Origin of the sequence: Sphingomonas gei, from assembly GCF_004792685.1 — a bacterium.
Taxonomy (GTDB): Bacteria; Pseudomonadota; Alphaproteobacteria; order Sphingomonadales; family Sphingomonadaceae; genus Sphingomonas; species Sphingomonas gei.
Window position 1 is genome coordinate 268,759 of the sequence record NZ_SRXT01000002.1, and the last position, 25,345, is coordinate 294,103.

Annotated in this window: 28 protein-coding genes; 13 read left to right on the plus strand and 15 right to left on the minus strand. The window is 66.9% G+C overall.

Features of this window, described 5'->3' with window-relative positions; translation table 11 throughout:
- Nucleotides 1-37: 37 nt before the first annotated feature.
- The 4 genes from E5A73_RS05330 to E5A73_RS05345 are packed head-to-tail and all read right to left on the minus strand — an operon-like array spanning nt 38 to nt 4,123.
- Entirely contained in the window at nt 38-1,069 is a 1,032-nt protein-coding gene (locus E5A73_RS05330; protein ID WP_206366389.1) for an NAD(P)H-dependent flavin oxidoreductase, read from the minus strand.
- Between the two features lie 51 nt (nt 1,070-1,120).
- Nucleotides 1,121-1,927, minus strand: a complete 807-nt coding sequence (locus E5A73_RS05335; protein ID WP_135962765.1) for a hypothetical protein — start codon at nt 1,925-1,927, stop codon at nt 1,121-1,123.
- A 55-nt stretch (nt 1,928-1,982) separates the two neighbouring features.
- Nucleotides 1,983-2,789, minus strand: coding sequence for a transporter (locus E5A73_RS05340; protein ID WP_135962766.1), 807 nt, complete (start codon nt 2,787-2,789; stop codon nt 1,983-1,985).
- 53 nt (nt 2,790-2,842) lie between these two features.
- On the minus strand, nt 2,843-4,123 hold the full coding sequence (locus tag E5A73_RS05345; protein WP_135962767.1) for an aspartate kinase: 1,281 nt from the start codon (nt 4,121-4,123) through the stop codon (nt 2,843-2,845).
- A 58-nt stretch (nt 4,124-4,181) separates the two neighbouring features.
- Here E5A73_RS05345 and ubiG point away from each other — a divergent pair, with 58 nt between their 5' ends.
- Nucleotides 4,182-4,913: a bifunctional 2-polyprenyl-6-hydroxyphenol methylase/3-demethylubiquinol 3-O-methyltransferase UbiG gene (gene ubiG, locus E5A73_RS05350; RefSeq protein WP_135962768.1), complete on the plus strand. Its 732-nt coding sequence runs from the start codon at nt 4,182-4,184 to the stop codon at nt 4,911-4,913.
- Between the two features lie 135 nt (nt 4,914-5,048).
- On the opposite strand, the gene E5A73_RS05355 is transcribed toward ubiG, so the two are convergent.
- The 3 genes from E5A73_RS05355 to E5A73_RS05365 all read right to left on the minus strand — a co-directional run bounded on the left by E5A73_RS05355 (nt 5,049) and on the right by E5A73_RS05365 (nt 7,220).
- The gene (locus tag E5A73_RS05355; RefSeq protein WP_135962769.1) at nt 5,049-5,603 is read right to left on the minus strand and encodes a carbohydrate binding domain-containing protein; all 555 of its coding nucleotides are present in this window, start codon (nt 5,601-5,603) and stop codon (nt 5,049-5,051) included.
- Nucleotides 5,604-5,666: 63 nt separating this feature from the next.
- A complete protein-coding gene (locus E5A73_RS05360; protein WP_135962770.1) occupies nt 5,667-6,038 on the minus strand; it encodes a tRNA-binding protein in 372 nt (123 codons plus the stop codon).
- 162 nt (nt 6,039-6,200) lie between these two features.
- On the minus strand, nt 6,201-7,220 hold the full coding sequence (locus tag E5A73_RS05365) for an ATP-dependent DNA ligase (RefSeq protein ID WP_135962771.1): 1,020 nt from the start codon (nt 7,218-7,220) through the stop codon (nt 6,201-6,203).
- A gap of 43 nt (nt 7,221-7,263) precedes the next feature.
- Here E5A73_RS05365 and E5A73_RS05370 point away from each other — a divergent pair, with 43 nt between their 5' ends.
- The 5 genes from E5A73_RS05370 (at nt 7,264) to E5A73_RS05390 (ending at nt 10,815) form a co-directional block, all read left to right on the plus strand.
- The gene (locus E5A73_RS05370) at nt 7,264-7,689 is read left to right on the plus strand and encodes a DUF1810 domain-containing protein (RefSeq protein WP_135962772.1); all 426 of its coding nucleotides are present in this window, start codon (nt 7,264-7,266) and stop codon (nt 7,687-7,689) included.
- A complete protein-coding gene (locus tag E5A73_RS21895; RefSeq protein ID WP_276605805.1) occupies nt 7,689-7,811 on the plus strand; it encodes a hypothetical protein in 123 nt (40 codons plus the stop codon). Before E5A73_RS05370 ends, E5A73_RS21895 begins: the two co-directional genes overlap by 1 nt.
- A gap of 90 nt (nt 7,812-7,901) precedes the next feature.
- A complete protein-coding gene (locus E5A73_RS05380) occupies nt 7,902-8,585 on the plus strand; it encodes an endonuclease III domain-containing protein (protein WP_135962774.1) in 684 nt (227 codons plus the stop codon).
- Between the two features lie 31 nt (nt 8,586-8,616).
- Nucleotides 8,617-9,315, plus strand: a complete 699-nt coding sequence (ung, locus tag E5A73_RS05385) for a uracil-DNA glycosylase (RefSeq protein ID WP_135963137.1) — start codon at nt 8,617-8,619, stop codon at nt 9,313-9,315.
- 96 nt (nt 9,316-9,411) lie between these two features.
- Nucleotides 9,412-10,815 carry a S41 family peptidase gene (locus E5A73_RS05390; protein WP_135963138.1) on the plus strand — a complete coding sequence of 468 codons (1,404 nt, stop codon included), beginning with the start codon at nt 9,412-9,414 and terminating at the stop codon, nt 10,813-10,815.
- 167 nt (nt 10,816-10,982) lie between these two features.
- Here E5A73_RS05390 and E5A73_RS05395 read toward each other — a convergent pair whose 3' ends face one another.
- The gene (locus E5A73_RS05395) at nt 10,983-11,393 is read right to left on the minus strand and encodes a response regulator (protein WP_135962775.1); all 411 of its coding nucleotides are present in this window, start codon (nt 11,391-11,393) and stop codon (nt 10,983-10,985) included.
- A 36-nt stretch (nt 11,394-11,429) separates the two neighbouring features.
- Between E5A73_RS05395 and E5A73_RS05400 the strand changes: the two genes are divergently transcribed.
- The 4 genes from E5A73_RS05400 (at nt 11,430) to E5A73_RS05415 (ending at nt 13,750) form a co-directional block, all read left to right on the plus strand.
- Nucleotides 11,430-11,696, plus strand: coding sequence for a DUF3572 domain-containing protein (locus E5A73_RS05400; RefSeq protein ID WP_135962776.1), 267 nt, complete (start codon nt 11,430-11,432; stop codon nt 11,694-11,696).
- Nucleotides 11,693-12,328, plus strand: a complete 636-nt coding sequence (locus E5A73_RS05405; RefSeq protein WP_135962777.1) for an HAD family hydrolase — start codon at nt 11,693-11,695, stop codon at nt 12,326-12,328. Before E5A73_RS05400 ends, E5A73_RS05405 begins: the two co-directional genes overlap by 4 nt.
- A gap of 7 nt (nt 12,329-12,335) precedes the next feature.
- Nucleotides 12,336-12,803 carry a RidA family protein gene (locus E5A73_RS05410; protein WP_135962778.1) on the plus strand — a complete coding sequence of 156 codons (468 nt, stop codon included), beginning with the start codon at nt 12,336-12,338 and terminating at the stop codon, nt 12,801-12,803.
- Between the two features lie 188 nt (nt 12,804-12,991).
- A complete protein-coding gene (locus E5A73_RS05415) occupies nt 12,992-13,750 on the plus strand; it encodes a TorF family putative porin (protein ID WP_135962779.1) in 759 nt (252 codons plus the stop codon).
- Nucleotides 13,751-13,833: 83 nt separating this feature from the next.
- On the opposite strand, the gene E5A73_RS05420 is transcribed toward E5A73_RS05415, so the two are convergent.
- The 7 genes from E5A73_RS05420 to E5A73_RS05450 all read right to left on the minus strand — a co-directional run bounded on the left by E5A73_RS05420 (nt 13,834) and on the right by E5A73_RS05450 (nt 21,815).
- Nucleotides 13,834-14,250: a DUF3035 domain-containing protein gene (locus tag E5A73_RS05420; protein WP_135962780.1), complete on the minus strand. Its 417-nt coding sequence runs from the start codon at nt 14,248-14,250 to the stop codon at nt 13,834-13,836.
- Nucleotides 14,243-14,761 (minus strand): signal peptidase II, encoded by a 519-nt coding sequence (gene lspA / locus E5A73_RS05425; protein ID WP_135963139.1) that lies wholly within the window; start codon nt 14,759-14,761, stop codon nt 14,243-14,245. The genes E5A73_RS05420 and lspA overlap by 8 nt, the downstream gene beginning before the upstream one ends.
- Complete coding sequence (locus E5A73_RS05430) at nt 14,761-17,733, minus strand: isoleucine--tRNA ligase (protein WP_135962781.1); 2,973 nt, start codon at nt 17,731-17,733, stop codon at nt 14,761-14,763. Before E5A73_RS05430 ends, lspA begins: the two co-directional genes overlap by 1 nt.
- A 439-nt stretch (nt 17,734-18,172) precedes the next feature.
- The gene (locus tag E5A73_RS05435; protein WP_135962782.1) at nt 18,173-19,096 is read right to left on the minus strand and encodes a bifunctional riboflavin kinase/FAD synthetase; all 924 of its coding nucleotides are present in this window, start codon (nt 19,094-19,096) and stop codon (nt 18,173-18,175) included.
- Between the two features lie 160 nt (nt 19,097-19,256).
- A complete protein-coding gene (locus E5A73_RS05440) occupies nt 19,257-20,423 on the minus strand; it encodes a dipeptidase (RefSeq protein ID WP_135962783.1) in 1,167 nt (388 codons plus the stop codon).
- On the minus strand, nt 20,420-20,896 hold the full coding sequence (locus tag E5A73_RS05445) for a dihydrofolate reductase (RefSeq protein WP_135962784.1): 477 nt from the start codon (nt 20,894-20,896) through the stop codon (nt 20,420-20,422). Before E5A73_RS05445 ends, E5A73_RS05440 begins: the two co-directional genes overlap by 4 nt.
- Nucleotides 20,897-20,900: 4 nt before the next feature.
- Entirely contained in the window at nt 20,901-21,815 is a 915-nt protein-coding gene (locus tag E5A73_RS05450; RefSeq protein WP_338112848.1) for a glutaminyl-peptide cyclotransferase, read from the minus strand.
- Between the two features lie 43 nt (nt 21,816-21,858).
- Between E5A73_RS05450 and E5A73_RS05455 the strand changes: the two genes are divergently transcribed.
- The 3 genes from E5A73_RS05455 to E5A73_RS05465 all read left to right on the plus strand — a co-directional run bounded on the left by E5A73_RS05455 (nt 21,859) and on the right by E5A73_RS05465 (nt 25,342).
- Complete coding sequence (locus E5A73_RS05455; RefSeq protein WP_168355812.1) at nt 21,859-22,341, plus strand: RNA polymerase sigma factor; 483 nt, start codon at nt 21,859-21,861, stop codon at nt 22,339-22,341.
- Nucleotides 22,338-23,321 carry a FecR family protein gene (locus tag E5A73_RS05460; RefSeq protein ID WP_168355813.1) on the plus strand — a complete coding sequence of 328 codons (984 nt, stop codon included), beginning with the start codon at nt 22,338-22,340 and terminating at the stop codon, nt 23,319-23,321. Before E5A73_RS05455 ends, E5A73_RS05460 begins: the two co-directional genes overlap by 4 nt.
- A gap of 395 nt (nt 23,322-23,716) precedes the next feature.
- The gene (locus tag E5A73_RS05465; protein ID WP_135962788.1) at nt 23,717-25,342 is read left to right on the plus strand and encodes a ShlB/FhaC/HecB family hemolysin secretion/activation protein; all 1,626 of its coding nucleotides are present in this window, start codon (nt 23,717-23,719) and stop codon (nt 25,340-25,342) included.
- Nucleotides 25,343-25,345: the final 3 nt, after the last annotated feature.

Sequence of the window (25,345 nt, forward strand, 5' to 3'; positions counted from 1 at the left end):
CGTCATCCGGCGAAGGCCGGGATGACGCGCAGTTCCCCTACGCCGCGCGCTTCTCCAGCGCGTGCGCCGCCTCGGCCATCAAGGTCGCGATGATCTCGGCGACCGGCTCTTCCTTCTTGACCATGCCGACCGACTGGCCCGCCATGACCGACCCATGCTCGACGTCGCCGTCGATCACTGCGCGGCGGAGCGCACCCGCCCAATAATGCTCGATCTGGAGCTGGGCCTCCATCATCTCGACCTTGCCGTCGTCGAGCAGTTGGGCGACTTCGCGCTGCTTGGCAGTGAACAATTCGCCGGCGGCGTTCTTGAGCGCGCGCACCGGGATGACCGGCAGCCGCGGGTCGATCTGGACGCTGGCGGTCGCGTCGCGGGCGGAAGCGCGGATGAACGCCTTCTTGAAATTGGCGTGCGCGATGCTCTCGGTCGCGCAGACGAAGCGAGTGCCGAGCTGGACGCCGGCGGCGCCCATGTCGAGATAGCCGGCGATCGCCTCGCCGCGGCCGATCCCGCCGGCGACGAACACCGGGACCTGCTCACTGACTTCGGGGAGGATCTCCTGCGCGAGCACGCTGGTCGAGACCGGGCCGATATGCCCGCCGGCTTCCATCCCCTCGACGACCAACGCGTCGACGCCCGAGCGGATCAGCTTCTTGGCGAGGCTCAGCGCCGGGGCGAAGCAGATCAGCTTGGCGCCGAATTCCTTGATCGCATCGAGGCTGCCAGCCGGAGGCAGTCCACCGGCGAGCACGACGTGCGTGACCTGGTGCTGCTTGCACACTGCGATCAGCTCGAGCAATTGCGGGTGCATCGTGATCAGGTTGACGCCGAACGGCTTGCTGGTCAGCGCCTTGGTCGCGGCGATTTCCTTGTCGAGCAGTTCGGGACTCATCGCGCCGCACGCGATCAGCCCGAAGCCGCCGGCGTTCGACATCGCCGAGACGAGATGGCGCTCGCTCACCCACGACATCGCGCCGCACAGGATGGCGACCTCGCTGCCGAGGAACTCGCATCCGCGCGCCATCCGGCGGGCCAGGCGCTCGGCGCCGATACTGGTGTTTGTCGTCATGGCGGCAGGGCCTAGCCGGGTCGGCGGCTCCGGGGCAAGCCGGATCGCGGCTCATTCGCTGCCCGGTTTGCCTTCGTTGAAGGTGTAGGTGATCTGGATCCGGACCCAGGTACCGAGCTTTTCGCGGCCGCCCACGCGCGGCGCGCGCACCCGGAACTGCCACGCCGCTTGCCGCACCGACCCTGCATAACCGGAGCCGCGCGGGTTCTCGGAGAGTTCCTGGCAATCCTCCACCATGTGATTGGCGATCATGCGACAGGCGATGAGTCCCTCGCCTGTCCGATTGAGTCCCCGGGCCGAAATATAAGGCTGGAGCTCGGCATGCGTCGGGTGGCGATACCATTCGGCGGCGTAGAGCGGCTCGCCATTGGGGGCCTTGCCGACCACCGCGGTATCGCCGGCGCGGCTTCCCGATGCCGCGCTGGCTTCGCCTTCGGACGGCGCGGCAGGCCCGGCAGACTTCATCCCGGCGATATCGGCGGCGGCATAATCGCGGCGAGTCATCTTGATGAAGGTCGGCGGGAGCGGCTCGACCGGCGGTTTGGGCTCGGGCGGAGTTTCTACCGGCTTGGGAAGCTCGGGCCGCGCCTTTTCGCGGCCGTCGGTCTTCGCCGCGGCCTTTTTCTGCTCGGTGCGCGCGGGTTGCTCGGTCTCGCCGGGTGCGGTGTCGATCCCGAACGTGGTCGTGGTCGGCGGCGGCTTCTTTTCGTCGAGCATCGGCGCGATGAACCAGAGCAGCAGCGCCACGAGCAGCTCGACCGCGAGCGCGAGCGCGAACGCGATGCCGCGCTGGCCGAGCGACGCGCGCAGCCGGGCGGAGGCGCTCGGGCGCGGTTCGAAGGATTCGGCTACAGGCAAGGCGAGCGAGCGATGCCGTGCGGATGCGGCGGAAAAATGTCAGCCGCGCCGGGGATCAGAAGCGCCGGGCGACGCCGATGTAGAGCTCGACATCGGGACTGTCCGAATTGAGCCCCGCCACCGCGCCGGCGTCGAACTGGAGATCGTCGCCCGGCTGCAGCGCGAACGACAGGCTGGTGAGCGCTTCGGTATGCGGTGCCAGCGGATCGTCGTCGCGGGTCACCTGGAATTCGAGCGCGGCATCGAGCGAATCGGTGAGCGACGTGTCGAGACCGACGACGCTGCCATAAGCGAGGTGGCGGCCGTGGCGGTCCTCGTCGACCGCGGCCTCGACCTGCGGGGTGAGCGAGAGGCCGATTTTGCCGGTGAGGTCGAAATGGACCGGCGCGATCACCCCGGCGCCCCAATCGCCCGCGCCGATCGCCGCGCCGCCGACCGGCAGCGTCGCGAAGGGCATGACCGCGATCGAAAAGCTCGATCCGTCGGGATTGGCGAGGTTCTGGCGCAGCGCGACGCGGATGTCACCGACGCCGCTGGTGCGGGTGACGGCGCCCGCCGCGTCGCGTTCGCGGACATGGCCGAAGGCAGTCCAGCCGATCTGCGCCTCGAGTGTCGGGGTCAGCCCGGCGCGGACGAGGAGGTCGCCTGCTTCAACGGTATCGGTGCGCGTGTCCGTATCGCGCTCGAGCGTCCAGTCGACGGCGCCGGCCTCGACCACGACATGCCCCGCATCGACGGTGCAGCTCGGCGTGCCGAGCCCGGGCCGGTCGGCGCAGAAGGGACGCAATTCCTGCGCCTGCGCCACGCCGATCGCGCCGAGGCCGATCAGCCAGCCCGCCGCCCATTTCACTGCAATCCGCATGTGCGCTCCCGTCGCGATCCGGAAGCACAAGTCCGTGCGCGCCAAATGGTTGCTCAGGCGGCGGTGTCTTCCGCGTCGAGGCCGTAGGCAGTGTGCAGCACGCGGACGGCGAGCTCGGTATAATCCTCTTCGATCAGCACCGAGACCTTGATCTCGCTGGTGGTGATCGCCTGGATGTTGATCCCGCGCTCGCCCAATGTCTTGAACATCGTCGCGGCGACGCCGGCATGGCTGCGCATTCCCACCCCGACCACCGAGATCTTGGCGACCCGCGTATCCTGGATCAGTTCGGCGAAGCCGATCACCGGCTTGGACTGGTTGAGCGCCTCGATCGAGCGGGCGAGGTCGGCGGCGGGCACCGTGAAGGTCACGTCGGTGGCGCTCGCCGAGCCTGCGCTCTGGTGCGCGATGTTCTGGATGATCATGTCGACGTTGATATTGGCGTCGGCGAGCGGGGTGAAGATCGACGCCACCGCGCCGGGCTTGTCGGGCACCGAAGTCAGCGTGATCTTGGCTTCGTTCTTGTCGTGCGCGATGCCGGTGATGAGCTGGCTTTCCACGTCCTGTATCTCCTCTTCGCCGACGATCATCGTGCCGGGCAATGTATCCGCCATCGGTGCGGTGTCGCCGGTGAACGACGACAGCACCTGGACGCGGACCTGTTCCTTCATCGCCAGACCCACCGAACGCGTCTGGAGCACCTTGGCGCCGACGCTGGCGAGTTCGAGCATCTCTTCGTACGTCACCTTCTTGAGCTTGCGGGCCCGGGGGACGATGCGCGGATCGGTGGTATAGACGCCGTCGACGTCGGTGTAGATGTCGCAGCGATCGGCCTTGACCGCCGCCGCCACCGCCACCGCCGAGGTATCCGAACCGCCGCGGCCGAGCGTAGTGACTCGGTTGGTGCCATCATTGGTGATGCCCTGGAAGCCGGGGATCACCGCGACTTCGCCGCGCGCCCAGCCCTCTTCGAGTCCTTGCGAATCGATCGACTGGATGCGCGCCTTGGCATGCGCCGCGTCGGTCCATACCGGCACCTGCGATCCCAGCCACGAGCGCGCCGGCACGCCGATCGCCTGGAGCGTCATCGCGAGCAGCCCGCTGGTGATCTGTTCGCCGCTCGACACCACCACGTCATATTCGCGCGGATCGTAGAGCGAGCTCGCCTCGCGGCAGAAGCCGACCAGCCGGTCGGTCTCGCCGGCCATCGCCGAGACGACCACTGCAATCTGGTTGCCCGCATCCCATTCGCGCTTGATCCGCGCGGCGACATTGCGGATGCGCTCGATGCCGGCCATCGAGGTGCCGCCGAACTTCATCACGATGCGTGCCATGTCGGGGTGCTTGTTTCCGGGCCTTGGGAAGGATGGACCGGCCTGATAGGAGGCGGCCATGGCGAACGCAACCAAAGCAACTATTGACCGCAGTGAAGCTGAGCATTTCGGCCGGCTCGCCGCCGACTGGTGGAATTCCAAGGGCAGCTCGGCGATGCTCCACCGGCTCAATCCGGCGCGGCTCGCTTATATCCGCGAAGCGATCGACGCGCATTGGAGCGGCGACGGCATGTCGTTCGCGCCGCTCGCGGGCAGGAGCGTGCTCGACGTCGGCTGCGGCGCCGGGCTGCTCGCCGAGCCGCTTGCGCGGATGGGCGCCAAGGTCACCGGGATCGATGCCGCACCCGAGAATATCGGTGCTGCCCGCGCCCACGCCGCCGCGATGGGACTCGATCTGGAATATGTCGCGGGCGGGATCGAGGATCTGCCCGGCCGGCGTTACGATCTGGTCACCTCGATGGAAGTGATCGAGCATGTCTCGGACCCCGCGGCGTTCGTCGGGGGGCTCGTCGATGCATTGGCGCCCGGCGGACTGATGATCCTCTCCACGCCCAATCGCACCGCGCTGTCGCGGCTGGCGATGATCACGATCGGCGAGGGGACGGGCGCGATCCCCCGGGGCACGCATGACTGGAGTCAGTTCCTCACGCCGGACGAGCTGACTGCGCTGCTGGAAGGCGTGGGGCTCGTGGTTTCCGACCTGCGCGGACTGGGCTTCTCGCCCGCGCGCGGGTTCGTGCTCAGCGACGATACTAGCCTCGATTATCTGCTCACTGCGCGGCGGGCATAGCCCCAGATGTTCCCCGGCGAAGGCCGGGGCCCAGGCTCGACGAATTGGCGAGCGGGGGAGACCCTCTCAAACCGCATTGCAACTGGGCCCCGGCCTTCGCCGGGAACGGCTCGCTTCAACCGGATAGCCGCCTGCTCACTGCCCCATGTCGACCACCGCGACGGGGCCGAGATCGAGCACATGCTTGCCGGTATTGATGTGGAACGCCGCGCCGACCGCCCCGGCGGGATAGTCCTTGTCCGCTTTGCCGGCGACCTGCAGGAACTGCCACTCCGTCGTCGCGTCGAAGCTTTTCGAGAAGATCGCAGTGTAAGGCGCACTCGAAAGCTGGAGCTGCGCGCCGACCTTTGCCGTCGCTGCCTCCGCCTTGCTCAGCCGGACGTAGAAGGCGATGACGATCCTGTCCCCCGCCTTGACCGGCTTGATCAGCGGCACGTTGACTCCGACGCTCCACGGATCGCCCGATCCCGTCACCGGCAGCCGCAGCACCTTGCCGCCCTGCACGGCCTTGTCGCTCACCACCTTCGGCGCGGGCGTCAGCCCATAGACCTGGAAGCTCGCCGGATTGGTGTTGTTGGCGACCTTCTCGGCGAGCGCGTCCTCGCTCGATTGCGCCTGCTGGGCGATGGCCGGCATGGCAAGCAGCGCCGGCACGGCGGCGCCCAGCGCGAGTGCGATCCGCAAGTTCATGATCCCCCCTCCTTGATATTCTAAGGAGAGACTATGCGGCGCAGGTGCGGCGTCAATCCTGGTTCAGAAGAGTCTGCCTCCGTTCGGGACAGGCGCGTTCGGCCGCACGAGCACGACCTTGCCCGCCTCGTCGGGGAAGCCGAGCGTCAGCACCTCGGACATCACCGGCCCGATCTGGCGCGGCGGGAAATTGACCACCGCGGCGACCTGCATCCCGAGCAGTTCGTCGAGGGTATAATGTTCGGTGATCTGCGCAGAAGAGCGCTTGCGGCCGATCACCGGACCGAAATCGATGACGAGCTTATAGGCGGGCTTGCGCGCCTCGGGGAAAGCCAGCGCTTCGACGATTGTCCCGACGCGGATGTCGACCGCGAGGAACTGATCGAAGCCGATCGTATCGGCGGGCAGGGCGGCGGAATCGTGCGTGACGTGCATGCGCGCCTCATGCCGGAGGGGCGGTGGAGGAATCAAGCTTGGACGGGAGGTCTCGAGTTCGATCGAGGCAATCGTCATCCCGGCGCAGGCCGGGATCCAGGGTCGCGGGCGACGCCGCTTTTGGCTCTGGGCCCCGGCTTTCGCCGGGGTGACGGAGTTGTCTCAGCCTTCCGCCTCCGCCAAGGCTGCGTCGACCACCGCCGGCCGCGCCTCTTCGCCCAATTGCTCCATCGTGCATTGCCGCGGTGCCTTGTCGGGCCGCCAGCGCAGGAAGCCGGTGCCGTGGCGGAAGCGGCGGCCGGTGACATGGTCGTACCGTACCTCGGCGATCAGCTCGGGGCGCAGTGGCTGCCACTCGGCTGAGCGCTCGGTCGACCAGCGGCTCGGCCCGCCCGGCGCGTCGCCGGTGAAGCCGGGCGCCTCGACCAGAGCTTCGAGGCGTTCGGTGAGTGCCGGACGATCGGCGGCGGCAATCGCCGAAGTGAAGCCGACATGGTGGAGCAGCCCGGCTTCGTCGTAGAGCCCGAGCAACAGCGAGCCGACCTCGCGCTTTTTGGTGGCGTAGCGGAAGCCGCCGACGACGCAGTCCGCAGTGCGCAGCCGCTTGATCTTGCGCATCGCGCGCTCGCCGGGCCGATATGCCTCGTCGCGGCGCTTGGCGATCACCCCGTCGAGCGCGCCGCCCGCGGCGTCGAGCCAGCGTTGCGCGACGGCCAGATCCTCGGTCAGCGGCGACAGGCGCAAAGTCGCCGACCGGTGCTGCGCGTAGAACGCCTCCAGCGCCTTCCGCCGCTCGGCGAGCGGGCGATCGGCGAGGGACCCATCAGGCGACCACAGGCAATCGAACAGCATCAGCCGCGCCGGCGTCTCGACCGAAAGCTTGCGGATACGGCTCTCGGCGGGGTGGAGCCGCATCTGCAGCGCGTCGAACGACAGCGTCGGCCCCATCGGGATCAGCAACTCGCCGTCGAGTATGATGCGCTCGACGGGAAGCGCTGCAATCGCCGCGGCGACTTCGGGAAAATAGCGCGCGAGCGGCTTGCCCGACTTGGACTGGAGCTCGACTTGCTCGCCTTGCTTGAACACCAGGCAGCGAAAGCCGTCCCATTTGGGTTCGAACTGCCAGCCCGGACCGTCGGGCAGCGCGGCAACCGGCTGGGCTTCCATGGGTTCGATCGTCATGTACCGGCAACGCCGGGACGGCGCATTGGTTCTAGGATGAGAAATGGCTCTGGGATTGGAGCGCTTCGTCGAGGCGCAGCAAGGTGTCTATCCACAGGCGCTTGGCGAACTGCGCGACGGGCGCAAGCGCAGCCATTGGATGTGGTTCGTCTTTCCGCAGATTGCCGGTCTGGGCCGCAGCGAAACCGCGCGTTTCTATGCGATCGCCGACCTGGCCGAAGCGCGCGCCTATCTGGCACATCCGCTGCTCGGGCCGCGACTGGCCGAGGCGACCGACGCCGTGCTGGCGCATGCCGGCCGAACTACTGCCGATGCGATGTTAGGCGGGATCGACGCAATCAAGCTGCGCTCGTCGATGACTTTGTTCGAAGCCGCGGCGCCTGGCGAGGCGCGCTTCGCCGCGTTGCTCGAGCAATTCTACGGCGGCGCGCGCGATCCCGAAACGCTTCAGCGGCTCGCCCCGTCATAATGCCGCACTTCGAGCGCTTCGAGATCCACGCCGTCGGCGCAACGCAGATTGATCTCGACCATCGGCCCCTGCGGCCCCTTACCCTCCGCGAACGGCGCGACGCGCAGGTCGTGCAGAAATGATGGTCGATGGCATGCTTGTTGGACTGGTAGGTCGCCACGGCCTCCCGCGGCGGGCTTGCGAATGTTCTTGTAATGTTCTAATGTTTCGCAATGCAATCGGGCTTCAGCTTTTCGGGTCATGACGATCTGCTGCGCTGGCAGAAGGCGCTAGCGCCGGTACGAGCGCAGGTCGCCCCACTTCCGCGACGCCCGCCGATCGGGGCGCTGGTCAAGTCGATGATCAGCGGTCGCACGCGTGACCCGGTGTCGCTCGCGGCTTATGATGCGCTGGTCGCCGCATTCGGGACGCCGGGCCGCGTGCTTGCGGCGGGGCGCGAGGAAGTGCTGCGCCGCATCGCCGGCGTGACGCATGCCGAGGACAAAGCGGGTTATGTGATCGGGGCGCTCGGACGTATCGCGACGGAACGCAACGGGTTCGACCTCGCGTTCCTCGGCACGCTGCCGCTCGGCGAGGCGCTCGGCTGGCTCGAGCGCCTGCCCGGCGTCGGTCGCAAGGTCGCCGCAGCGACGCTCAACGCCAGCACGCTCGACCGGCCGGTGCTGATCGTCGACAGCCATGTCCTTCGCGTGCTCCGGCGGCTGGGGTTCGTCGATCGCCATGCCGAAGCGCGCATGGCGAGCGAGGCAGCGACCGCGACGATGCCCGAATGGAGCGGCGGCGACTTTCTCGATTTCCACATCGCCACCAAGAGGCTCGGCCAGAGCATCTGCCGTTTCGACACGTCCGATTGCGCCCATTGCCCGCTCCGCACCGATTGCCGCTCGCATTGTTGACAGCGCCGCCGTGCTTTCCGACACCAAGGCGATGGGCGACGTCAAACTGCATCCGAGCTGGCTCGAACCGCTGAAAGGCGAGTTCGACGACCCCTATATGATCGCGCTGCGCCAGTTCCTCGTCGCCGAGAAGGCGGCGGGCAAGCGCATCTTCCCCGCAGGCGGCGAATGGTTTCGCGCGCTCGACCTGACTCCGCTCGATCAGGTCCGCGTGGTGATCCTCGGCCAGGACCCTTATCACGGCGAAGGCCAGGCACACGGCCTGTGCTTCTCTGTGCGCCCCGGCGTCCGCACGCCGCCGAGTCTCGTCAATATCTACAAGGAGATGGAGGCCGATCTCGGCATCCCGCGCGCGCGCCACGGCTTTCTCGAACATTGGGCGCAGCAAGGCGTGCTGCTGCTCAACGCCGTGCTGACCGTCCAGATGAGCATGGCGGCCTCGCATCAGGGGCGCGGCTGGGAGCGTTTCACCGACGCGGTGATCCGGCTGGTCAATGCCAGGCAGGAGCCGGTGGTGTTCCTGTTGTGGGGCAGCCATGCGCAGAAAAAGGCTGCCTTCGTCGATTCGGTCGACAAAGGCGGGCGGCATCTCGTGCTCAAGGCGCCGCATCCTTCGCCGCTTTCGGCGCATTCGGGGTTTTTCGGCTGCGGGCATTTTTCGAAGGCCAATGCTTTTCTGGCCAGCCATGGGCAGAGACCGATCGATTGGGCGCTTCCCGCGCTTGATTGACGCCGCGCATGCGACCGCGCACACTGCTAAGCATCTGAACAGGCGGAAAAGAAACCGAAGATGCGTAAATCGGTCACTGTCGCACTTGGTTTGTCGATGATTCTCTCCGCTTGTGGCGGGGGCGGCGGCGGAAGCGGTTCTGTAGTCACGCCACCGGCGACGGGCGGCGCGCCGAGTCCGACACCGGCCACGGCGGGCTGCTCGCTGCGCGAGCGGCAGGACTGGGCGGCGGCGCAGCTCAAGGAATGGTATCTCTTCCCCGAGGCGCTGCCGGCAAACCTAAGCCCGGCGTCCTACGCGACCGTGGACGACTATATCGATGCGCTCACCGCCACTGCGCGCGGGCAGGGGCGGGACCGCTATTTCACCTATCTGACGTCGATCGCCGAAGAGAATGCCTATTATGCGTCGGGATCGAGCGCGGGCTTCGGCTTCCGTCTGTCGTATGATTCGGGGGCGGGACGCGTCTTCGTTGCCGAGTCGTTCGAGAACACGCCCGCGCTGAATGCCGGCATCGATCGCGGCGCCGAGATCGTTGCGATCGGCACCAGCGCGGCCGACCTCCGCACCGTGGCGTCGATCATGGCGAGCGGCGGATCGGCCGGGGTTTCGGACGCGCTCGGGCCGACGACCGCGGGTACCACGCGGGTGCTGCGCGTCACTGATGCGGCGGGCACTCGCGACCTCACCGTCGCCAAGGCCGATTACGCGCTGACTCCGGTCTCGTCGCGCTACGGCGCCAAGATCCTCGACGATGGCGGGCGCAAGGTCGGCTACGTCAATTTGCGGACCTTCATCGATACCGCCGATCCGGCGCTGCGTGCGGCATTTGCGCAGTTCAAGGCAGCCGGAATCACCGAAGTGATCGTCGACCTGCGCTACAATGGCGGCGGCCTGGTCTCGATCGCGCAACTGATGGGCGATCTGATGGCCGCCAATCGCGCGACCAGCGACGTGTTCGATTACATGGTCTTCCGTCCGGAGAAATCGGCGGAGAACGAGACGCGCTTCTTCCAGCCCAAGACCCAGTCGATCGCGCCCACCAGGATTGCGTTCATCGGCACCGGCGGCACGGCGTCGGCGAGCGAGCTCGTGGTCAACGCCTTCATTCCCTATCTTCATGCCAATGCGGCGCTGATTGGCACCAATACCTATGGCAAGCCGGTCGGTCAGGTCGCGCTCGACAAGGTGGCGTGCGACGATCGCTTGCGGGTGATCGCCTTCGCCACGCAGAATGCCGCGCGGCAGGGCAATTATTACAACGGGCTGGCGGGAACCGTCGAGGCGAGCTGCCGGGCGGGTGACGACGTGACGTATCCGCTCGGCGACGCGCGCGAGGCCTCGACCAAGGCGGCGCTCGATTTCCTCGCGGGGCGGAGCTGCACGGCGATTGCGGCGGGCGGGCAGACGACATTGGCGCTCCGCAGCGCGGCCACGCGCGAGCTGCTCACGCCCGAACGTCCGAGCACGGTGCAGCGCGAAGTGCCGGGGGCCTATTAGGGTCGGCTCGACTTTCTCATCCGTTCCCCTGCGAAAGCAGGGGTTCAGGGTCACAAGCGGTGCGCTCCGGGCCCTGCTTTCGCAGGGGAACGGACGGTTTCAGCTTAAGTGGAACACGCCCCGGGCGCCGATCGCAGGATCTCTCGCGAGCGGGGGAAGAATTCTTTCTACGCTTCCGAATCCTCCGACGGCTCGGCCGCTTCCACCTCCGCAGCCGGCACCAGCGCGCGCACCTCCTCCATGAAGCGCGCCAGCGAGATTGGCTTGGAGACATAGGCATTCGCGCCCGCCGAGCGGATGCGCTCCTCGTCCTCGCGCCCGGCATAGGCCGTCACTGCCATGATCGGGATCGCGCGCAGTTCGGGATCGCGCTTCAGCTCGCGGATGAGGTCATAGCCGGTGACATGGGGCATCTGGATGTCCATCACGATCAGCTCGGGCGCGAATTCGCGTGCCTTGGCGACGGCCTCGCGCCCGTCGCTGACCGGCTCCGCCGCGAAGTCGTGCGCGCGCAGCAAGTCGCAGAACAGCTTCAGATTGAGCTCGTTATCCTCGACAACCAGAACCCTTTTTGCCACGCGCTCAACCTCATGCAGTTGGAGACGGTTTAGGCGATGCCGCGGATGGAGACAAACGCAGAGGCACTGGCGCTCCAGGCCCTGGTCTGGACGCTCGGCGATCCGGCGCGCGCGTCGCGGCTGCTCGACTTGACCGGGCTCGATCCGGCGGAGCTGCGGGCGCGGGCGGGCGAGCCGGCATTGCTCGCCGCGACGCTTGGTTTCCTAGAGGCGCATGAGCCCGATCTCATCGCCTGCGCCGAGGCGCTGGACGTGACGCCGGCCGGGCTCGTCGCGGCTCGCGGGGAGCTCGAACGCGCATGAAACCGCTGCTGATCACCGATTGCGACGAAGTGCTGCTTCATATGGTCCGCCATTTCGGGACGTGGCTCGACGAGGCGCACGCGATCGATTTCCGGCCCAACGGCACCAACTTCACCGATTCGATGCGCCGACGCGGCGACGACACTCTGGTCGAGCCCGAGGCGATGTGGTCGTATCTCGACGGCTTCTTCCCCGGCGAGATGGATCGCCAGACGCTGGTGCCGCACGCCCGCGAGGCGCTCGCCGCGCTGGCCGAGCAGGCCGAGATCGTCGTGCTGACCAACCTCAAGGACCATTGCCGCAGCCACCGCATCGCCCAGCTCGCGACGCACGGCATCGCACACCGGGTGGAGTGCAATCAGGGCGGCAAGGGCGCGCCGGTGGCCAGGCTGGTCGCCGAGTTCGGCAACCCGGTGACGGTGTTCGTCGACGATCTCGAGCATCACCACGAATCGGTCGCGCGCCACGCGCCTGGGGTCCACCGGCTCCACATGGTCGCCGAGCCCGATATCGCCGTCCAGGCGCCGCCGGCGCCGCACGCGCATGCCCGGATCGACGATTGGCGCGAGGCGCAGGCGTGGATCGAGGCGCGTTTCGCCGCGGGCTTGACCGCCGATGCCGCCGGTGGTTGATCGCAGCATGACCCAGAAAATCGACGCGAAGCTGGCCGAGCTCGGCCTGTCCCTCCCCGAAGCCGCGGCGCCCGTCGCCGCTTATGTACCCGCGGTCGAGGCCGGCGGGCTGCTCCACGTCTCGGGGCAGCTGCCGTTCAAGGACGGCCAGCTGATGACCGGCCGGCTCGGCGAGGATCGCGACCTCGATTACGGCCAGGAGGCGGCGCAGCGCTGCGGGCTGATGCTGGTCGCGCAGATCCGCAAGGCGCTCGGCGGCGATCTCGGCCGGGTCGAGCGGATCGTCAAGCTCGGCGTGTTCGTCAATTCCGCGGGCGATTTCACCGATCAGCCCAAGGTCGCCAACGGCGCGTCCGAGCTGATGCAGGCGCTGTTCGGCGAGGCCGGCCGCCACGCCCGCAGCGCGGTCGGCGTGCCGACCTTGCCGCTCGGCGCAGTGGTCGAAGTCGACGCAGTGGTGGCGATCCGCAGCTGATCGCTGTTGCGGCTCAGCCACAGTTCGTCACGAACGAGCAACAATTCAGCAAATAATGTTGTGCAGCGCAGCGCGTTGCGGCACTAATCTTGTGCCGAAGTAAGCACGCGCATGGCTTTTTGAGCTGGAGACGCAGGCGACGCCGGCAGCAGGCGGGGACCCTTTGACGTGGATAAGAAAGGGATTCCATGCGCTATTCTATGATCAGCCTCGGCGCGCTCATGCTCGCCACCACCGCGCCAGCCATGGCGCAGGACGCGAGCGAGACCGAACCGGCGAGCCCCATCACCGTCACCAGCGCGGTGACGCTGACCTCGGACTATCGCTTCCGCGGGCTCAGCCAGTCGAACAAGAAAGTGGCGGTGCAGAGCACAGTCAACGTCAACCACGAATCGGGCCTCTATGTCGGCACTTGGGTGTCGACGATCGACGACGAGGTTTCGCTGCCGGGTTACGGCGATGTCGAAGTCGATCTTTACGGCGGCTATACCAAGACGCTCGGCAACGGCGTCGGCTTCGATGTCGGCGCGCTTTATTATTACTATCCGGACGGCGCCAAGGGCCTCAAGACCGATTTCTTCGAGCCCTATGCCTCGGTGATGTACACGGTTGGGCCGGTGACTGCCAAGGTCGGCGCCAATTACGCGTGGAGCGGACAATCGGGCCTGGCCGACAATGACAGCCTGTACCTCCGCGGCGATCTGACCGTCGCCGTTCCGAACACGCCGGTCAGCGTCATCGGCCATATCGGACGCACCGACGGCCAGTTGGGCGTGCTCGCGGTGGACAGCAAATATACCGACTGGTCGCTCGGTGCCGAAATCGCGCAGAAGTTCGTCAAGCTCGGCGTGCAATATGTCGATACCGACATCACCAACGACTCGGGCTATGCCGATTCGATCGGTGCCGATCCGCGGGCGGTCTTCTACATGACGCTCAGCTTCTAACAGGTCGCCTTCCGGACGGCACGAAAAGGCCGGCCCGCTCACCGAGAGCGGGCCGGCCTTTTTCGTAGCGCGCGTAACCGCGCTTACTTGGGCGTCGTGCTCGCGCGCGCGGTCTGGCCGTCGCCTTCGGGCGCGGCGATGATGTCGCGGGTGGTGCTGCCCTTGTCGACGACATTGGTGGTCGGGCTGCCGGCAGTGCTGCGCGCGCCGGGCTCGGCAAGGGTGCGGCCGGCGGCGTCGAGCGTGGCATTCTCCGAAGCGCTGCGCGCCTGCGAGCCGCCGTACAAGGCATCGAGCGCCTGCGCCGAAGGCGAAGTGTCCTGCGGGCGCGGCGCGCCGGGCCGCGGCGGGACCAGCGCGAAATCGGGCGGGATCACCAGGGGGGCCGCGCGGGCGACGGCGAATTCGTCGGGACGCGCGCGATCGTACCCGTTCTTGCCGCAGGCGGAGAGCGAGCCGACGAGCGCGATGCCCGTAGCGATCAGAACCAACTTACGCATTGACTTCATTCTCCACAGGAGCAGGCGTCCCGGCCTGCGTATCGCGCACGAACAAGGCGCGGATCAACAGGATCAGCACGCCGATGGTAATCGCCGCATCGGCTACATTGAAGACCAAAAAAGGGCGCCACGTGCCGAAATGCAAATCGGCGAAGTCGACGACATAGCCCAATCGGGTACGATCGAGGATATTGCCCAGCGCGCCGCCGAGCACCAGCCCCAATGCGATCACGTCGGGCCGCTTCTTCTCGCGCAGCATCCACCAGAGCACGCCCGCGGCGATCGCGCCGGTGAGCAGCACCAGCAGCCAGCGCATCGTCGCGCCGCTCGCGGGCAACAGCCCCAGCGACACGCCGACATTCTTGACGAAGCGCAGGTCGAAGATCGGCAGGACGGTCAGCGACATGTCCTGGACGTTGAGCCCGAGCGGGCCGGTCACATAATATTTCATGCCCTGATCGACCAGGAACACCGCGGCCGCGACGAGCAGCCCGAGCAAACGCAGATTCATCACTTCACCACCCCGGCGCAGCGGTCGCACAGCGCGCCGTCCTCGACAATCTCGGGAAGATGCCGCCAGCATCGGCCGCATTTGAGGCGTTCGGTGGGCGTAACCGTGACGTCCGCGCCCTGTTCGACCTTCGAGACGATGAACAGCTCGGCCAGATCGGCGCCCGAAGCGGGCAGATCGGGCACGGTCACTTCGGCCTCTAGGCTCGAACGCACCTTCTTCTCGCGGCGATAGGGCTCGATCGCCTCGGTCACCGTCTGGCGCAGCGCGCGGATCGCGCTCCAGTCGGCGGTCGTCGCGGCACCCTCGGGGAGTACCGGCCAGTCGAGCAGGTGCACCGAACCGTCCTCGCTCGGGAAGCGCGCCTGCCACACTTCCTCGGCAGTGAAGCTGAGGATCGGCGCGGCGTAGCGCACCAATGCGTGGAACAGCGTGTCGAGCATCGTGCGATAAGCGCGCCGCTTCGGGTCTGACGGGGCGTCGCAATAGAGCGAGTCCTTGCGGATATCGAAGAAGAAGGCCGAGAGGTCTTCGTTGGCGAAATCGGTGAGCGCGCGCGAATAGCGGTTGAACTCGAAATCGTTCGCCGCCGCCTTGAGCTCGGCATCGAGCTCGGCGAGCTTGGCGAGGATGTAGCGTTCGAGCTCGGGCATCTCGGCCACGGCGACCCTCTCGCTCTCCTCAAAGCCTTCGAGCGCGCCGAGCAGATAGCGGAAGGTGTTGCGCAGCTTGCGATAGGTGTCGCCGGTGCCGGCGAGGACTTCCTTGCCGATGCGGACGTCCTCGAAATAATCGGTCTGCGCGACCCACAGGCGGAGGATGTCGGCGCCGCTCTCGCCGATGATCTTGAGCGGATCGACGACGTTGCCGAGGCTCTTGCTCATCTTGCGGCCATTGCCGTCGAGCGCGAAGCCGTGGGTGAGCACTGCCTTGTACGGCGCCTGGCCGCGGGTGCCGCAGCTTTCGAGCAGCGACGACTGGAACCAGCCGCGATGCTGGTCCGAGCCTTCGAGATACAAATCGGCGCGGGCGTCCTGGCCGTAGCGCGCTTCCATGACGAAGGCGTGCGTCGAGCCGCTGTCGAACCACACGTCGAGGATGTCGGTGATCACTTCGTAATCGGCGAGGGTGTATTTCTCACCGAGCAATGCCTGATGATCGGCCTGGAACCAGGCGTCGGCGCCGCCGGTGGTGAAGGCCTGGAGGATGCGGGCGTTTACCTCGGGGTCGCGGAGATAGTCGCCGGTTGCGCGGTTGACGTAGAGCGCGATCGGCACGCCCCAGGCGCGCTGGCGGCTGATCACCCAATCGGGACGGCCCTCGACCATCGAGCGGATGCGGTTGCGCGAACGCTCGGGGACCCAGCGGGTGGTTTCGATCGCGTCGAGGGCGATGGCGCGGAGGGTGGCGCCGTTATTCCCCTCTCCCGTCGGGAGAGGGGCAAGCTGCGCAGCAGCGCGGGGTGAGGGCAGGCGCGATTCGCTGCCCTCACCTTCCCACTCGGCTTCGCCGAGCGGGCCCCTTCCTCTCCCGATGGGAGAGGAGAGTGGCGGCGCGCTTTGCGCGCCGATCTCGACAGTGCGATCCGCCCCCGGCAGATCGCCGGTCGCGCTCCGATCCATCGGGATGAACCATTGCGGGGTGGCGCGGAAGATGATCTTGGCCTTGCTCCGCCAGCTGTGCGGATAGCTGTGCGCGAAGTCGTCCGAGGCGGCGAGCAATGCGCCGGCTTCGCGCAGATCGGTGCAGATCGGGCCGTCCGAGGCGACGAACTTCTTGTTGATCACCGAACCCTGGCCGCCGAGCCACAGCCAGTCGGGCCGGTACATCCCCGCGCCGTCGACTGCGAATACCGGATCGATGCCGTGCGCCTTGCAGAGCAGGAAATCGTCCTCGCCATGGTCGGGCGCCATATGGACGAGGCCGGTACCGGCGTCGGTGGTGACGAAGTCGCCGGCGAGGAACGGGCGTGGCTTCGCGAAGAAGCCGCCGAGATGGTGCATGGGGTGGCGGGCGATTGCGCCGGAGAGATCGGAGCCTTTTACCTCCCCTTCCGGGATCAGACTGCTTCCGATTCTGGCTGCGACTGATTCCCAAAGCTCGGTTGCGACAAGGATACGCTGATCGCGCAGAGGCGAGCTGTCCCGGCCATCGCGCGGTTCTCCAACGCGGCAGACTCGATATGAAACCTCCGGCCCATAGGCGAGCGCCTGGTTCACCGGGATCGTCCAAGGCGTGGTCGTCCAGATCACCGCATGCGCGCCGACCAGCTCGGGCGCGTTGGGCGCCTCCGTGATCTCGAACGCCACGTCGATCTGCGTCGATACGACGTCCTCATATTCGACTTCGGCCTCGGCCAACGCGGTCTTCTCTACGGGCGACCACATCACCGGCTTGGCGCCGCGATAGACCTGGCCGCTCTCGGCGAACTTGAGCAGCTCGCCGACGATGATCGCCTCGCTCTGATAGTTCATCGTCAGATACGGCGTGTCCCAGTCGCCCATGATGCCGAGCCGCTCGAACTGGCCGCGCTGCACGCCGACCCATTTCTCGGCATAGGCCCGGCATTCGGCGCGGAAGGCGACGGGGTCGACTTCGTCCTTGTTGAGCTTCTTGGCGCGGTACGCTTCCTCGACCTTCCACTCGATCGGCAGGCCGTGGCAGTCCCAGCCGGGGACGTAGGGCGCGTCCTTGCCGAGCAGGGTCTGGCTGCGCACGACGATGTCCTTGAGGATCTTGTTCATCGCATGGCCCATGTGAATGTCGCCATTCGCATAGGGTGGGCCGTCGTGGAGCAGGAAGCGCTCGCGCCCGGCGCGGGCCTCGCGCAGCTTGCCGTAGAGCCCGATCTTCGCCCAGCGCTCGAGGATCGCCGGTTCCTTGGCGGCAAGCCCGGCTTTCATCGGGAAATCGGTCTTCGGCAGGAAGACGGTGTCGCGCCAGTCGCGCGGGGAGTCGGGGGTGTCGGTCATTTGGCGGCGGGGATTAGCTGGTGTGGAGCGATCGGGGAAGCGGCTTTGCTTGTCCGTGCCGCTGTGCGGTTGACTCGGTTGACTCGAAAATGGGTTTTTTGCGGGCTGCCCCTCCGCGATGGCATGGGTTCGCGCCTGCGACGCGGCAGGTTCGCGGCACGGACGCGGCACCCACGCGCCGGCGACGCGCGGCAGCGGTGCGTTGACGGAGAGCGGCGGAGAGAGTCGGTTGCATCGACCAGAATAGATCAGACGAAATCCTACATTGGAAGGGGGGCCGCGGCCAACGCCGTCCCGCCTCGCACCGCGCTTCTTCGTCATCCCCGCGAAAGCGGGGATCCGTCTCCACCACGCGCCGCGAATACCACGGTGGTCGTCATGGCAAGTCCAGGATGGATCCCCGCTTTCGCGGGGATGACGGTTGGGGAGAGGGGGCGCGTCAGCGCAGCAGTGTGCGCGCCTTCGCGGCATCCGCGTCCATCTGGACCTTGAGCGCGTCCATCGAATCGAACTTCGCCTCGGGGCGGAGATAGTCGATCAGCGAGACTTCGATGACTTGATCGTAGAGGTCGCCCTGGAAATCGAAGAAATAGCTTTCGAGCAATTCCTCGGGCGGGTCGATGCTCGGGCGGATGCCGAGATTGGCGACGCCGTCGAGCACCCGCCCGTCGGGGAGGCGTCCGCGCACGGCGTAGATCCCGTAGGCCGGGCGGATATAGTGCGCGAGGTCCATGTTGGCAGTGGGGTAGCCGAGCTGGCGGCCGAGCTTGGCGCCGTGCTGCACCGGGCCCTGAATCGCGAACGGCCGGGTGAGCAGCCGCGCCGCGCCGCGCGGGTCACCGTCGCGGAGATAGTCGCGGATGCGGCTCGAGGAGACGATGTCGCCGTCGATCGTCACCGGCGCGACGATCTCGGCTGAGTAACCGATCTCGCTGCCCAGCGCCGCCAGCGTCTCGACATCGCCTTCGCGGCCCTTGCCGAAGGTGAAGTCGCCACCGGTCACCACCCCGGCCGCGCCGATGATCCCGACCAATTGGCGCTCGGCGAATTGGCGCGCGCCGAGCCCGGCGAGCGCCGCATCGAAGCGGAACACCAGCATCGCGTCGGCACCTGCCGCCGCGAACAGGCGTTCGCGCTGGTCGAGCGTGGTCAGCCGGAAATGCCCGGTCTGCGGCTGGAAGAAGCGCTGGGGGTGCGGATCGAAGGTGGCGACGATCGCCGGCCGCCCCTCGGCGCGCGCGCGATCGACTGCGCGGCCGACCACGGCCTGATGACCGAGGTGAAACCCGTCGAAATTGCCGAGCGCGACGATCCCGCCGCGAAGATGCGCCGGCACCGGCGAGCCGTTGTCGAGACGCTCCATGGAGGGGGCTATAGGGAGAGGGTGCGAGTTCTAAAAGCCCTCTCCCTTTGGGAGAGGGTTGGGTGAGGGCAGGGTGGGAACAGGTGCCGATTCGATCCTCACCCTTCCCACTCGGCTTCGACGAGCGGGCCCCTTCCCTCTCCCAAAAGGGAGAGGGAGTTTAGTTTGCCGCAATCCCCGCGCGAATCACGCGCAGGACGTTGCCGCCCATCACCTTGCGTATCTCGTCGTGCGAGAAGCCGCGGTCGACCAGCGCCTGGGTCACCGCCACCAATTGCGACGAATCGAACCCGGTGGTCACCGCGCCGTCGAAATCCGAGCCGAGCCCGACATGGTCGACTCCGACCAGATCGCGGACATGCTGGATCGCGCGGGCGATCTCGGCCGGGGCAGTCGAGCAGATCGCCGCGTCCCAATAGCCGATGCCGACCACCCCGCCGGTCTTCGCCACGCCGCGAATCTCGGCGTCGGTGAGGTTGCGGTTGACCTTGCACGTCGCCTGCACCCCGCCATGGCTGGAGACCACCGGGCGGCGCGCCATCCGCAGCACCTCGGCGACCGCCTGGTGGCTCGAATGGGCCACGTCGACGATCATGCCGAGCGTCTCCATCCGGCGCACGACCTGAACGCCGAGCGGCGTGAGCCCGCCTTTGCGCACCCCGTGCATCGATCCGGCGACGTCGTTGTCGAAGAAATGCGCGAGCCCGGCCATGCGGAAGCCGGCCGCGTAGAGCCGGTCGAGATTGCCGAGCCGGCCCTCGAGGTCCTGCAGCCCCTCGATCGACAGCATCCCGCCGACGACCCTGGTGCCCGCCGCACGATCGGCGAGCAGGCGATCGAGCTCGGCTGGGGTGCGGATCACGCGCAGCCCGCCCTCGGACCCGTCCGCGGCGCGCGCGAGCTTCTCGGCATGCCATAATGAGCGCTGGAGCAAGGAGCTCCAGGTCCGCGGCGGCTGGAGCTGCGCGACGGTGAGCGGAGTCAGCGCGTCGGTATCGGCGCCGTTCGAATCGTAATTCTGGCCCTTGGGGGTCTTGGTCACCGACGAGAAGATCTGCAGCGCGACATTGCCTTCGCTCAGCCGCGGCACATCGATCTGGCCGCGCGACGCGCGGTCGAGCAGGCTGCGTCGCCAGAGCAGGGTGTCGCCGTGCATGTCGGCGATCTGAAGCGATGCGTGGAGCTGGCGGGTCTGCGCCGTCACCCTGGGCAGGGCCGCGGGCACGACCTTGTTCATCCCCGATTCGACGATCGCCGGGAGGATTGCGAAGAAGCCGATCGCGGCGAGCAGGAGGAGCGCGGCCAGGCCCCACAGGATCTTCTTCATCGCGCCCGCTCCAGCGTGACGAAGCTGTAGGCCGGGCGCCCCGCTTCGCTGGCATGTTCCTCGCGCGCCACTTCGCGCCAGCCGGTGAAAGCGGGGACGGTCGCGTCGCCTTCGGCCGGGATATGGACTTCGGTCAGCTCCACGCGGTCGGCGCGGTCGAGGAACAAGGCGAAGACCGCGGCACCGCCGATCACCGCCACGTCGCCGCCGGCGAGCGCCAGCGCCTCCTCCGGCGAGTGCGCGACTTCGGCGCCTGCGGCCGCCCAGCCGGCATCGCGGGTCAGCACGATATGGCGGCGGCCGGGCAGCGGCGACGGGAAGCTCTCGAAGGTCTTGCGCCCCATCACCATCGGCTTGCCCATCGTCTGCGCCTTGAAGCGCTTGAGGTCGGCGGGCAGGTGCCAGGGCAATTTGCCGTCGCGGCCGATCACGCCGTTGTCGGCGCGGGCGAGGTGGAAGGTGATGCGGGGCATCGGCTCAGCTCGGCTGGCAGCGCATCAGCGCGGCGGCCTGGTCCTGCGCCGCGCCGTTGGCGGCGCCGTCGCTGACGCGGACTTCGTAGAGCTGGGGCCACATCTTGCCGGTGACGAAGATGCGTTTGGCGGCCGAATCATACGCGATGCCGTTGGGCACTTCGTCGTCGCTCGGGGTGGGCGGGCCGAGCGCGGAGACGTCGACGAAGCTTTTGACCTTGCCGGTGGCAGGGTCGATCCGCGCGATCAGGTCGGTGCGCCAGATATTCGCCCAGATCTCCCCCTGGATCCATTCGAGTTCGTTGAGGTCCTTGACGGGGCAGCCATTGGCCGTGACCGTCAGGGTCGATTGCTGCGCCATCGTCTCGGGATCGAGCAAGCGCAAAGTCGCGCTGCCGTCGCTCATGATCACCGACTTGCCGTTGTGGGTGAGGCCCCAGCCTTCGCCCTTATAGGCGAACTCGCCGAGCGGCTTGAAGTCGGCGCGATTGTAGATGAAGCCTTTCTGGTCCTTCCAGGTCAGCTGGTAGATCCGGTCCTTCCAGCCGATGATCCCCTCGCCGAAATAAGGCGCGGACAAGGGTGCCTGCGCAGTGACTTCACCGGTGTCGAGGTTGACCTTGCGGATCCCCGAAGTGCCTTCCTCGCCGGTGCTCTCGAACAAAGTGCCGCCGTCGAGGAACAGCCCTTCGGTGAAGGCCTGCGAATCGTGGGGATAGGACTTTACCACGGTGACGGTCTCGACCTTGGGCATTTCGTCCTGCGCGCCGCAGCCAGCGAGGGCGAGCAGCAATGCGATCGGCGTGCTCCGCATCAGGCCGAGCGCCTGGTGGGTACGAAGGCGGCTGTCATTTGGCTTTTCCTCGGCAATGTGCCCGCCATATTGCGCAGGCCGCGGCTGCGCGGCAAGCACCGGCACGCTTCACGAGATTGTAGCAATCGGAGCCGAGGGGGATTCCGACATGGAATCCTCCATCGCGCAGACGATCAAGCGGCTTCAGCGTGCCTTGCAGCGGCGAGGCGTGTCGCGCGAGGATTCGGAGGATCTGATCCAGGAAGCCTATCAGCGCCTCGAAATCTACCGCCGCGACAAGGCCGTGGACCATGCCGAGGGCTTTCTGGTGCGCACCGCGATCAACCTGTCGATCGACGCGGTGCGCAAGCGGCGGCGCGCCAATCACGCCGACGAGCCGATCGAATCGCACATCATTGTCGATGAATCGCCTTTGCCTGATGAGGTTTATGCCTCGCGCAGACGTCTAGACAGGTTGAACGAAGGGTTCGCGGCGCTCGATCCGATCACGCGGCAGATGATCCGGGCGCAGCGCATGGAGGGGTTGAGCGTGGCGGCGATCGCTGCGCAACATCGCTTGAGCCTGAGCGCCGTCGAGAAGCGGCTGGCCAAGGGGATATTGTTTCTAGTGAACTGGATGGAGGGATGGTGAGCCCGGCAGACGCGGCCGAGACGCAGCACGACGACCGGCGCCAGCAGGCGCGGGCCGAAGCTGCCTTGTGGGTTGCGCGCGGGTCCGCCTCCGATGTCGCCGCATCCCCCGGTCTCGACGCGTGGCTGGGCAGCGATCCGCTGCGCGCCGAAGCGCTCGGCCGGACGCTGGGGGTGTGGGACGAACTCGGCCAGGTGCTGCCCGACTGGAAGCGCGACGGGCCCGTGGTCGCGCCGCCCGCGCCGGCGCGGCGCCGGGTGATGGCGATGGCCGGCCTGGCCTGCGCGCTGCTGGTCTGCGTGCTCGGCCTCAATCATTATTGGTCGCCGACGATCTATCGCACCGGCATCGGCGAACAGCGCGCATTGGTGCTGGCCGACGGCAGCCACGTCACGCTCAATACCGGCTCCGAACTGCAAGTGTACCGCCAGGGAAGCGAACGGCGCTCGAAGCTGGTCAGCGGCGAAGCGATGTTCGACGTGGCGCACGATCCCGAACATCCGTTCATCGTCGAGGCGGCGGGGCGCTATGTCCGTGCGCTCGGCACTTCGTTCATCGTCCGCAGCGACGCGCAGCGGCTCGACGTCACCTTGCTGACCGGCTCGGTCGATATCGGCAGCATCGCCGATGCCGCGACGACCCGGCCGGTGCGGCTGACCCCCGGCGAACGCTATCGTCGCTCCGGCACCGGGGCACCGTCGCTCGACCGACCCAAGCTCGACATGGTCACTGCCTGGCGCAACGGCGAGCTGGTGCTCGACGAGACGCCGCTGCCCGAGGCCGTGGCCGAGATGAACCGCTACAGCAGTCGCCCGATCGTGCTGCAGGGCGCCGAACTCGCGCGGCTGCGGCTGAGCGGGGTCTTCCAGACCAGCGACAGCGTCAGCTTCGCCACCACCGTCGGCGCGATCTATGGCGTGCGCGTCGTCGACGGGCCCCGCGACCTGCGCATCGTCGCCAAAGGCGCGCAACCGCGCTGACCCGCGCCGGCAATTTGCCGGCGCGCGGGCCGTCCGAAAAAAATTGTCGATTCCTGGTACGGTTCCGTGCCGGCCAAGCGTCCTTGGGATATCGAGGGATCGGATGATCTCCACAGAACGATACTCCACGGCTTCGCGCCGTGTGGAGTTATTTTCTGTATAGATGCGGAATGCAAGTCATCCGCAAATATAGACTCGCGCTAAATCGCGACTAGCCAACAGTATTGAATCCGAATGGATCTGATAAAGATTCACATCACTTCGAAAAAGTTTGGAACTTTTTCGGTTTTTCACTGAAGAGTCACAATAGGCAACTAGCGGAACCTCAACGAGTGAGGGCTGAGGCGCGGCGGGGAGCATTCTCCGTGAGGGCGCCCGGCGACGGGGGATTTTGAATGACGTTCGCGCTAGCGCGGTCGGCGGGGGCGTTTGCCCTTTGCTGCTGCACGACCAGTCACGCTTATGCACAACAGGCCGAGGCGGCGCCCGCCGAAGCCGTCGCCGATGCCGGCACCGATGGCCGCGTCGTCGACATCTATAATTTCCGTATCGAGGGAAACACCGTCCTGCCGCGCATGGCGGTCGAGAAGGCAGTGATGCCGTTTCTCGGCCCCAAGCGGCCGATCGGCGATGTCGAGGCCGCGCGCGCCGCGCTGGAAAAGGCGTATCGCGGCGAAGGCTATGAGACCGTCTCGGTCGAGCTTCCCGAGCAGGAAGTGAAAGGCGGAGTGTTCCGCTTCAACGTCGTCGAGACCAAGATCGGGCGCGTCCGCGTCACCGACGCGCGCTATTTCTCGCCCGAGGACATCAAGAAGTCGCTGCCCGCGCTCGCCGAGGGCTCGGTGCCCAATTACAAGGCGGTGTCGCGCGAGATCGCGGCGGCGAACAAATCGGGCGACCGGCTGATCATGCCGACGTTGCGCGCCGGCGATCTGCCGGGCGAAGTCGATATCGATCTCGCGGTCGAGGATCACGCGCCTTATCACGGCTCGTTCGAAGTCAACGATCGCAGCAGCAGCCGCACCGAGCGGCTGCGCGCCTCGGCCTCGGTGCGCTACACCAATCTGTTCCAGCTCGGCCATTCGCTGTCGCTGCAGGGGCAGATGACTCCGACCAAGCCCGACCAATCCTATGTGCTGTCGGGCTCCTATGTCGCGCCGATCGGCGGCGAGGGCTTCTCGCTGCTCGGCTATGTCGTGCGCTCGAACAGCGACGTCGCGGCGATCGGCGGAATCGGCGTGCTGGGTACCGGCACGATCGTCGGGCTGCGCGGGCTGTACAGCTTCACCAGCGGCGAGGGCGCGAGCCAACTGGTGCACCAGTTCACCGCCGGGATCGACTACAAGAATTTCGAGGAAAATCTGATCCTCGGCGCCGATACCGCGTCGACGCCGATCGATTATTACCCGATCACCGCGCAATATTCGCTGGCGCGCCGCACCGACAGAGACGAGCTCGATCTCTCGCTGGGCGTCAATGCCGGGCTGCGCGGGCTGGGCGCCGGCGATCGCGGCTTCGGGCTCAAGCGCTTCAACGCCAGCGCCAATTGGGTCACGCTGCGCTCGGACCTTTCCTATCTCTACAAATATCCGGGCGACTGGCGCGCCGGGATCAAATTGTCGGCCCAGATCGCCGGCGGGCCTTTGATCTCGAACGAGCAATTCTCGGCGGGCGGGCTCGACAGCGTGCGCGGCTATTACGAGAGCCAGGAACTCGGCGACGACGGCGCCACCATGCAGTTCCAGGTCGACAGCCCGTCTTTCTCTGACGGGGTGAAATGGATGAACGAGATGCGCGTGTTCGGCTTTGTCGACGCCGGCATCCTCCACGTCCGCGACGCGCTGCAATCGCAGCAGAGCGTGACCAACCTGCTCAGCGTGGGTGCCGGGCTGCGCTTCCGCGCCTTCAAATATTTCAACGCATCGACGCTGCTCGCGGCGCCGCTGCGCAACGAAGCCGGCCTGCCGATGGACGTGGGCGACCGCCTGCGCGCGCAGGTCCGCTTCTGGGCCGAATTCTAAGCT

What these genes read in the sequence shown, in the direction of transcription:
- E5A73_RS05330 (WP_206366389.1), bottom strand. Translation starts at nt 1,069, where the DNA reads ATGACGACAAACACCAGTATCGGCGCCGAGCGCCTGGCCCGCCGGATG.
- E5A73_RS05340 (WP_135962766.1), bottom strand. Translation starts at nt 2,789, where the DNA reads ATGCGGATTGCAGTGAAATGGGCGGCGGGCTGGCTGATCGGCCTCGGC.
- E5A73_RS05345 (WP_135962767.1), bottom strand. Translation starts at nt 4,123, where the DNA reads ATGGCACGCATCGTGATGAAGTTCGGCGGCACCTCGATGGCCGGCATC.
- ubiG (WP_135962768.1), top strand. Translation starts at nt 4,182, where the DNA reads ATGGCGAACGCAACCAAAGCAACTATTGACCGCAGTGAAGCTGAGCAT.
- E5A73_RS05355 (WP_135962769.1), bottom strand. Translation starts at nt 5,603, where the DNA reads ATGAACTTGCGGATCGCACTCGCGCTGGGCGCCGCCGTGCCGGCGCTG.
- E5A73_RS05360 (WP_135962770.1), bottom strand. Translation starts at nt 6,038, where the DNA reads ATGCACGTCACGCACGATTCCGCCGCCCTGCCCGCCGATACGATCGGC.
- E5A73_RS05365 (WP_135962771.1), bottom strand. Translation starts at nt 7,220, where the DNA reads ATGACGATCGAACCCATGGAAGCCCAGCCGGTTGCCGCGCTGCCCGAC.
- E5A73_RS05370 (WP_135962772.1), top strand. Translation starts at nt 7,264, where the DNA reads ATGGCTCTGGGATTGGAGCGCTTCGTCGAGGCGCAGCAAGGTGTCTAT.
- E5A73_RS21895 (WP_276605805.1), top strand. Translation starts at nt 7,689, where the DNA reads ATGCCGCACTTCGAGCGCTTCGAGATCCACGCCGTCGGCGCAACGCAG.
- E5A73_RS05380 (WP_135962774.1), top strand. Translation starts at nt 7,902, where the DNA reads ATGCAATCGGGCTTCAGCTTTTCGGGTCATGACGATCTGCTGCGCTGG.
- ung (WP_135963137.1), top strand. Translation starts at nt 8,617, where the DNA reads ATGGGCGACGTCAAACTGCATCCGAGCTGGCTCGAACCGCTGAAAGGC.
- E5A73_RS05390 (WP_135963138.1), top strand. Translation starts at nt 9,412, where the DNA reads ATGATTCTCTCCGCTTGTGGCGGGGGCGGCGGCGGAAGCGGTTCTGTA.
- E5A73_RS05400 (WP_135962776.1), top strand. Translation starts at nt 11,430, where the DNA reads ATGCCGCGGATGGAGACAAACGCAGAGGCACTGGCGCTCCAGGCCCTG.
- E5A73_RS05405 (WP_135962777.1), top strand. Translation starts at nt 11,693, where the DNA reads ATGAAACCGCTGCTGATCACCGATTGCGACGAAGTGCTGCTTCATATG.
- E5A73_RS05410 (WP_135962778.1), top strand. Translation starts at nt 12,336, where the DNA reads ATGACCCAGAAAATCGACGCGAAGCTGGCCGAGCTCGGCCTGTCCCTC.
- E5A73_RS05415 (WP_135962779.1), top strand. Translation starts at nt 12,992, where the DNA reads ATGCGCTATTCTATGATCAGCCTCGGCGCGCTCATGCTCGCCACCACC.
- E5A73_RS05420 (WP_135962780.1), bottom strand. Translation starts at nt 14,250, where the DNA reads ATGCGTAAGTTGGTTCTGATCGCTACGGGCATCGCGCTCGTCGGCTCG.
- lspA (WP_135963139.1), bottom strand. Translation starts at nt 14,761, where the DNA reads ATGAATCTGCGTTTGCTCGGGCTGCTCGTCGCGGCCGCGGTGTTCCTG.
- E5A73_RS05430 (WP_135962781.1), bottom strand. Translation starts at nt 17,733, where the DNA reads ATGACCGACACCCCCGACTCCCCGCGCGACTGGCGCGACACCGTCTTC.
- E5A73_RS05435 (WP_135962782.1), bottom strand. Translation starts at nt 19,096, where the DNA reads ATGGAGCGTCTCGACAACGGCTCGCCGGTGCCGGCGCATCTTCGCGGC.
- E5A73_RS05440 (WP_135962783.1), bottom strand. Translation starts at nt 20,423, where the DNA reads ATGAAGAAGATCCTGTGGGGCCTGGCCGCGCTCCTCCTGCTCGCCGCG.
- E5A73_RS05445 (WP_135962784.1), bottom strand. Translation starts at nt 20,896, where the DNA reads ATGCCCCGCATCACCTTCCACCTCGCCCGCGCCGACAACGGCGTGATC.
- E5A73_RS05455 (WP_168355812.1), top strand. Translation starts at nt 21,859, where the DNA reads ATGGAATCCTCCATCGCGCAGACGATCAAGCGGCTTCAGCGTGCCTTG.
- E5A73_RS05465 (WP_135962788.1), top strand. Translation starts at nt 23,717, where the DNA reads ATGACGTTCGCGCTAGCGCGGTCGGCGGGGGCGTTTGCCCTTTGCTGC.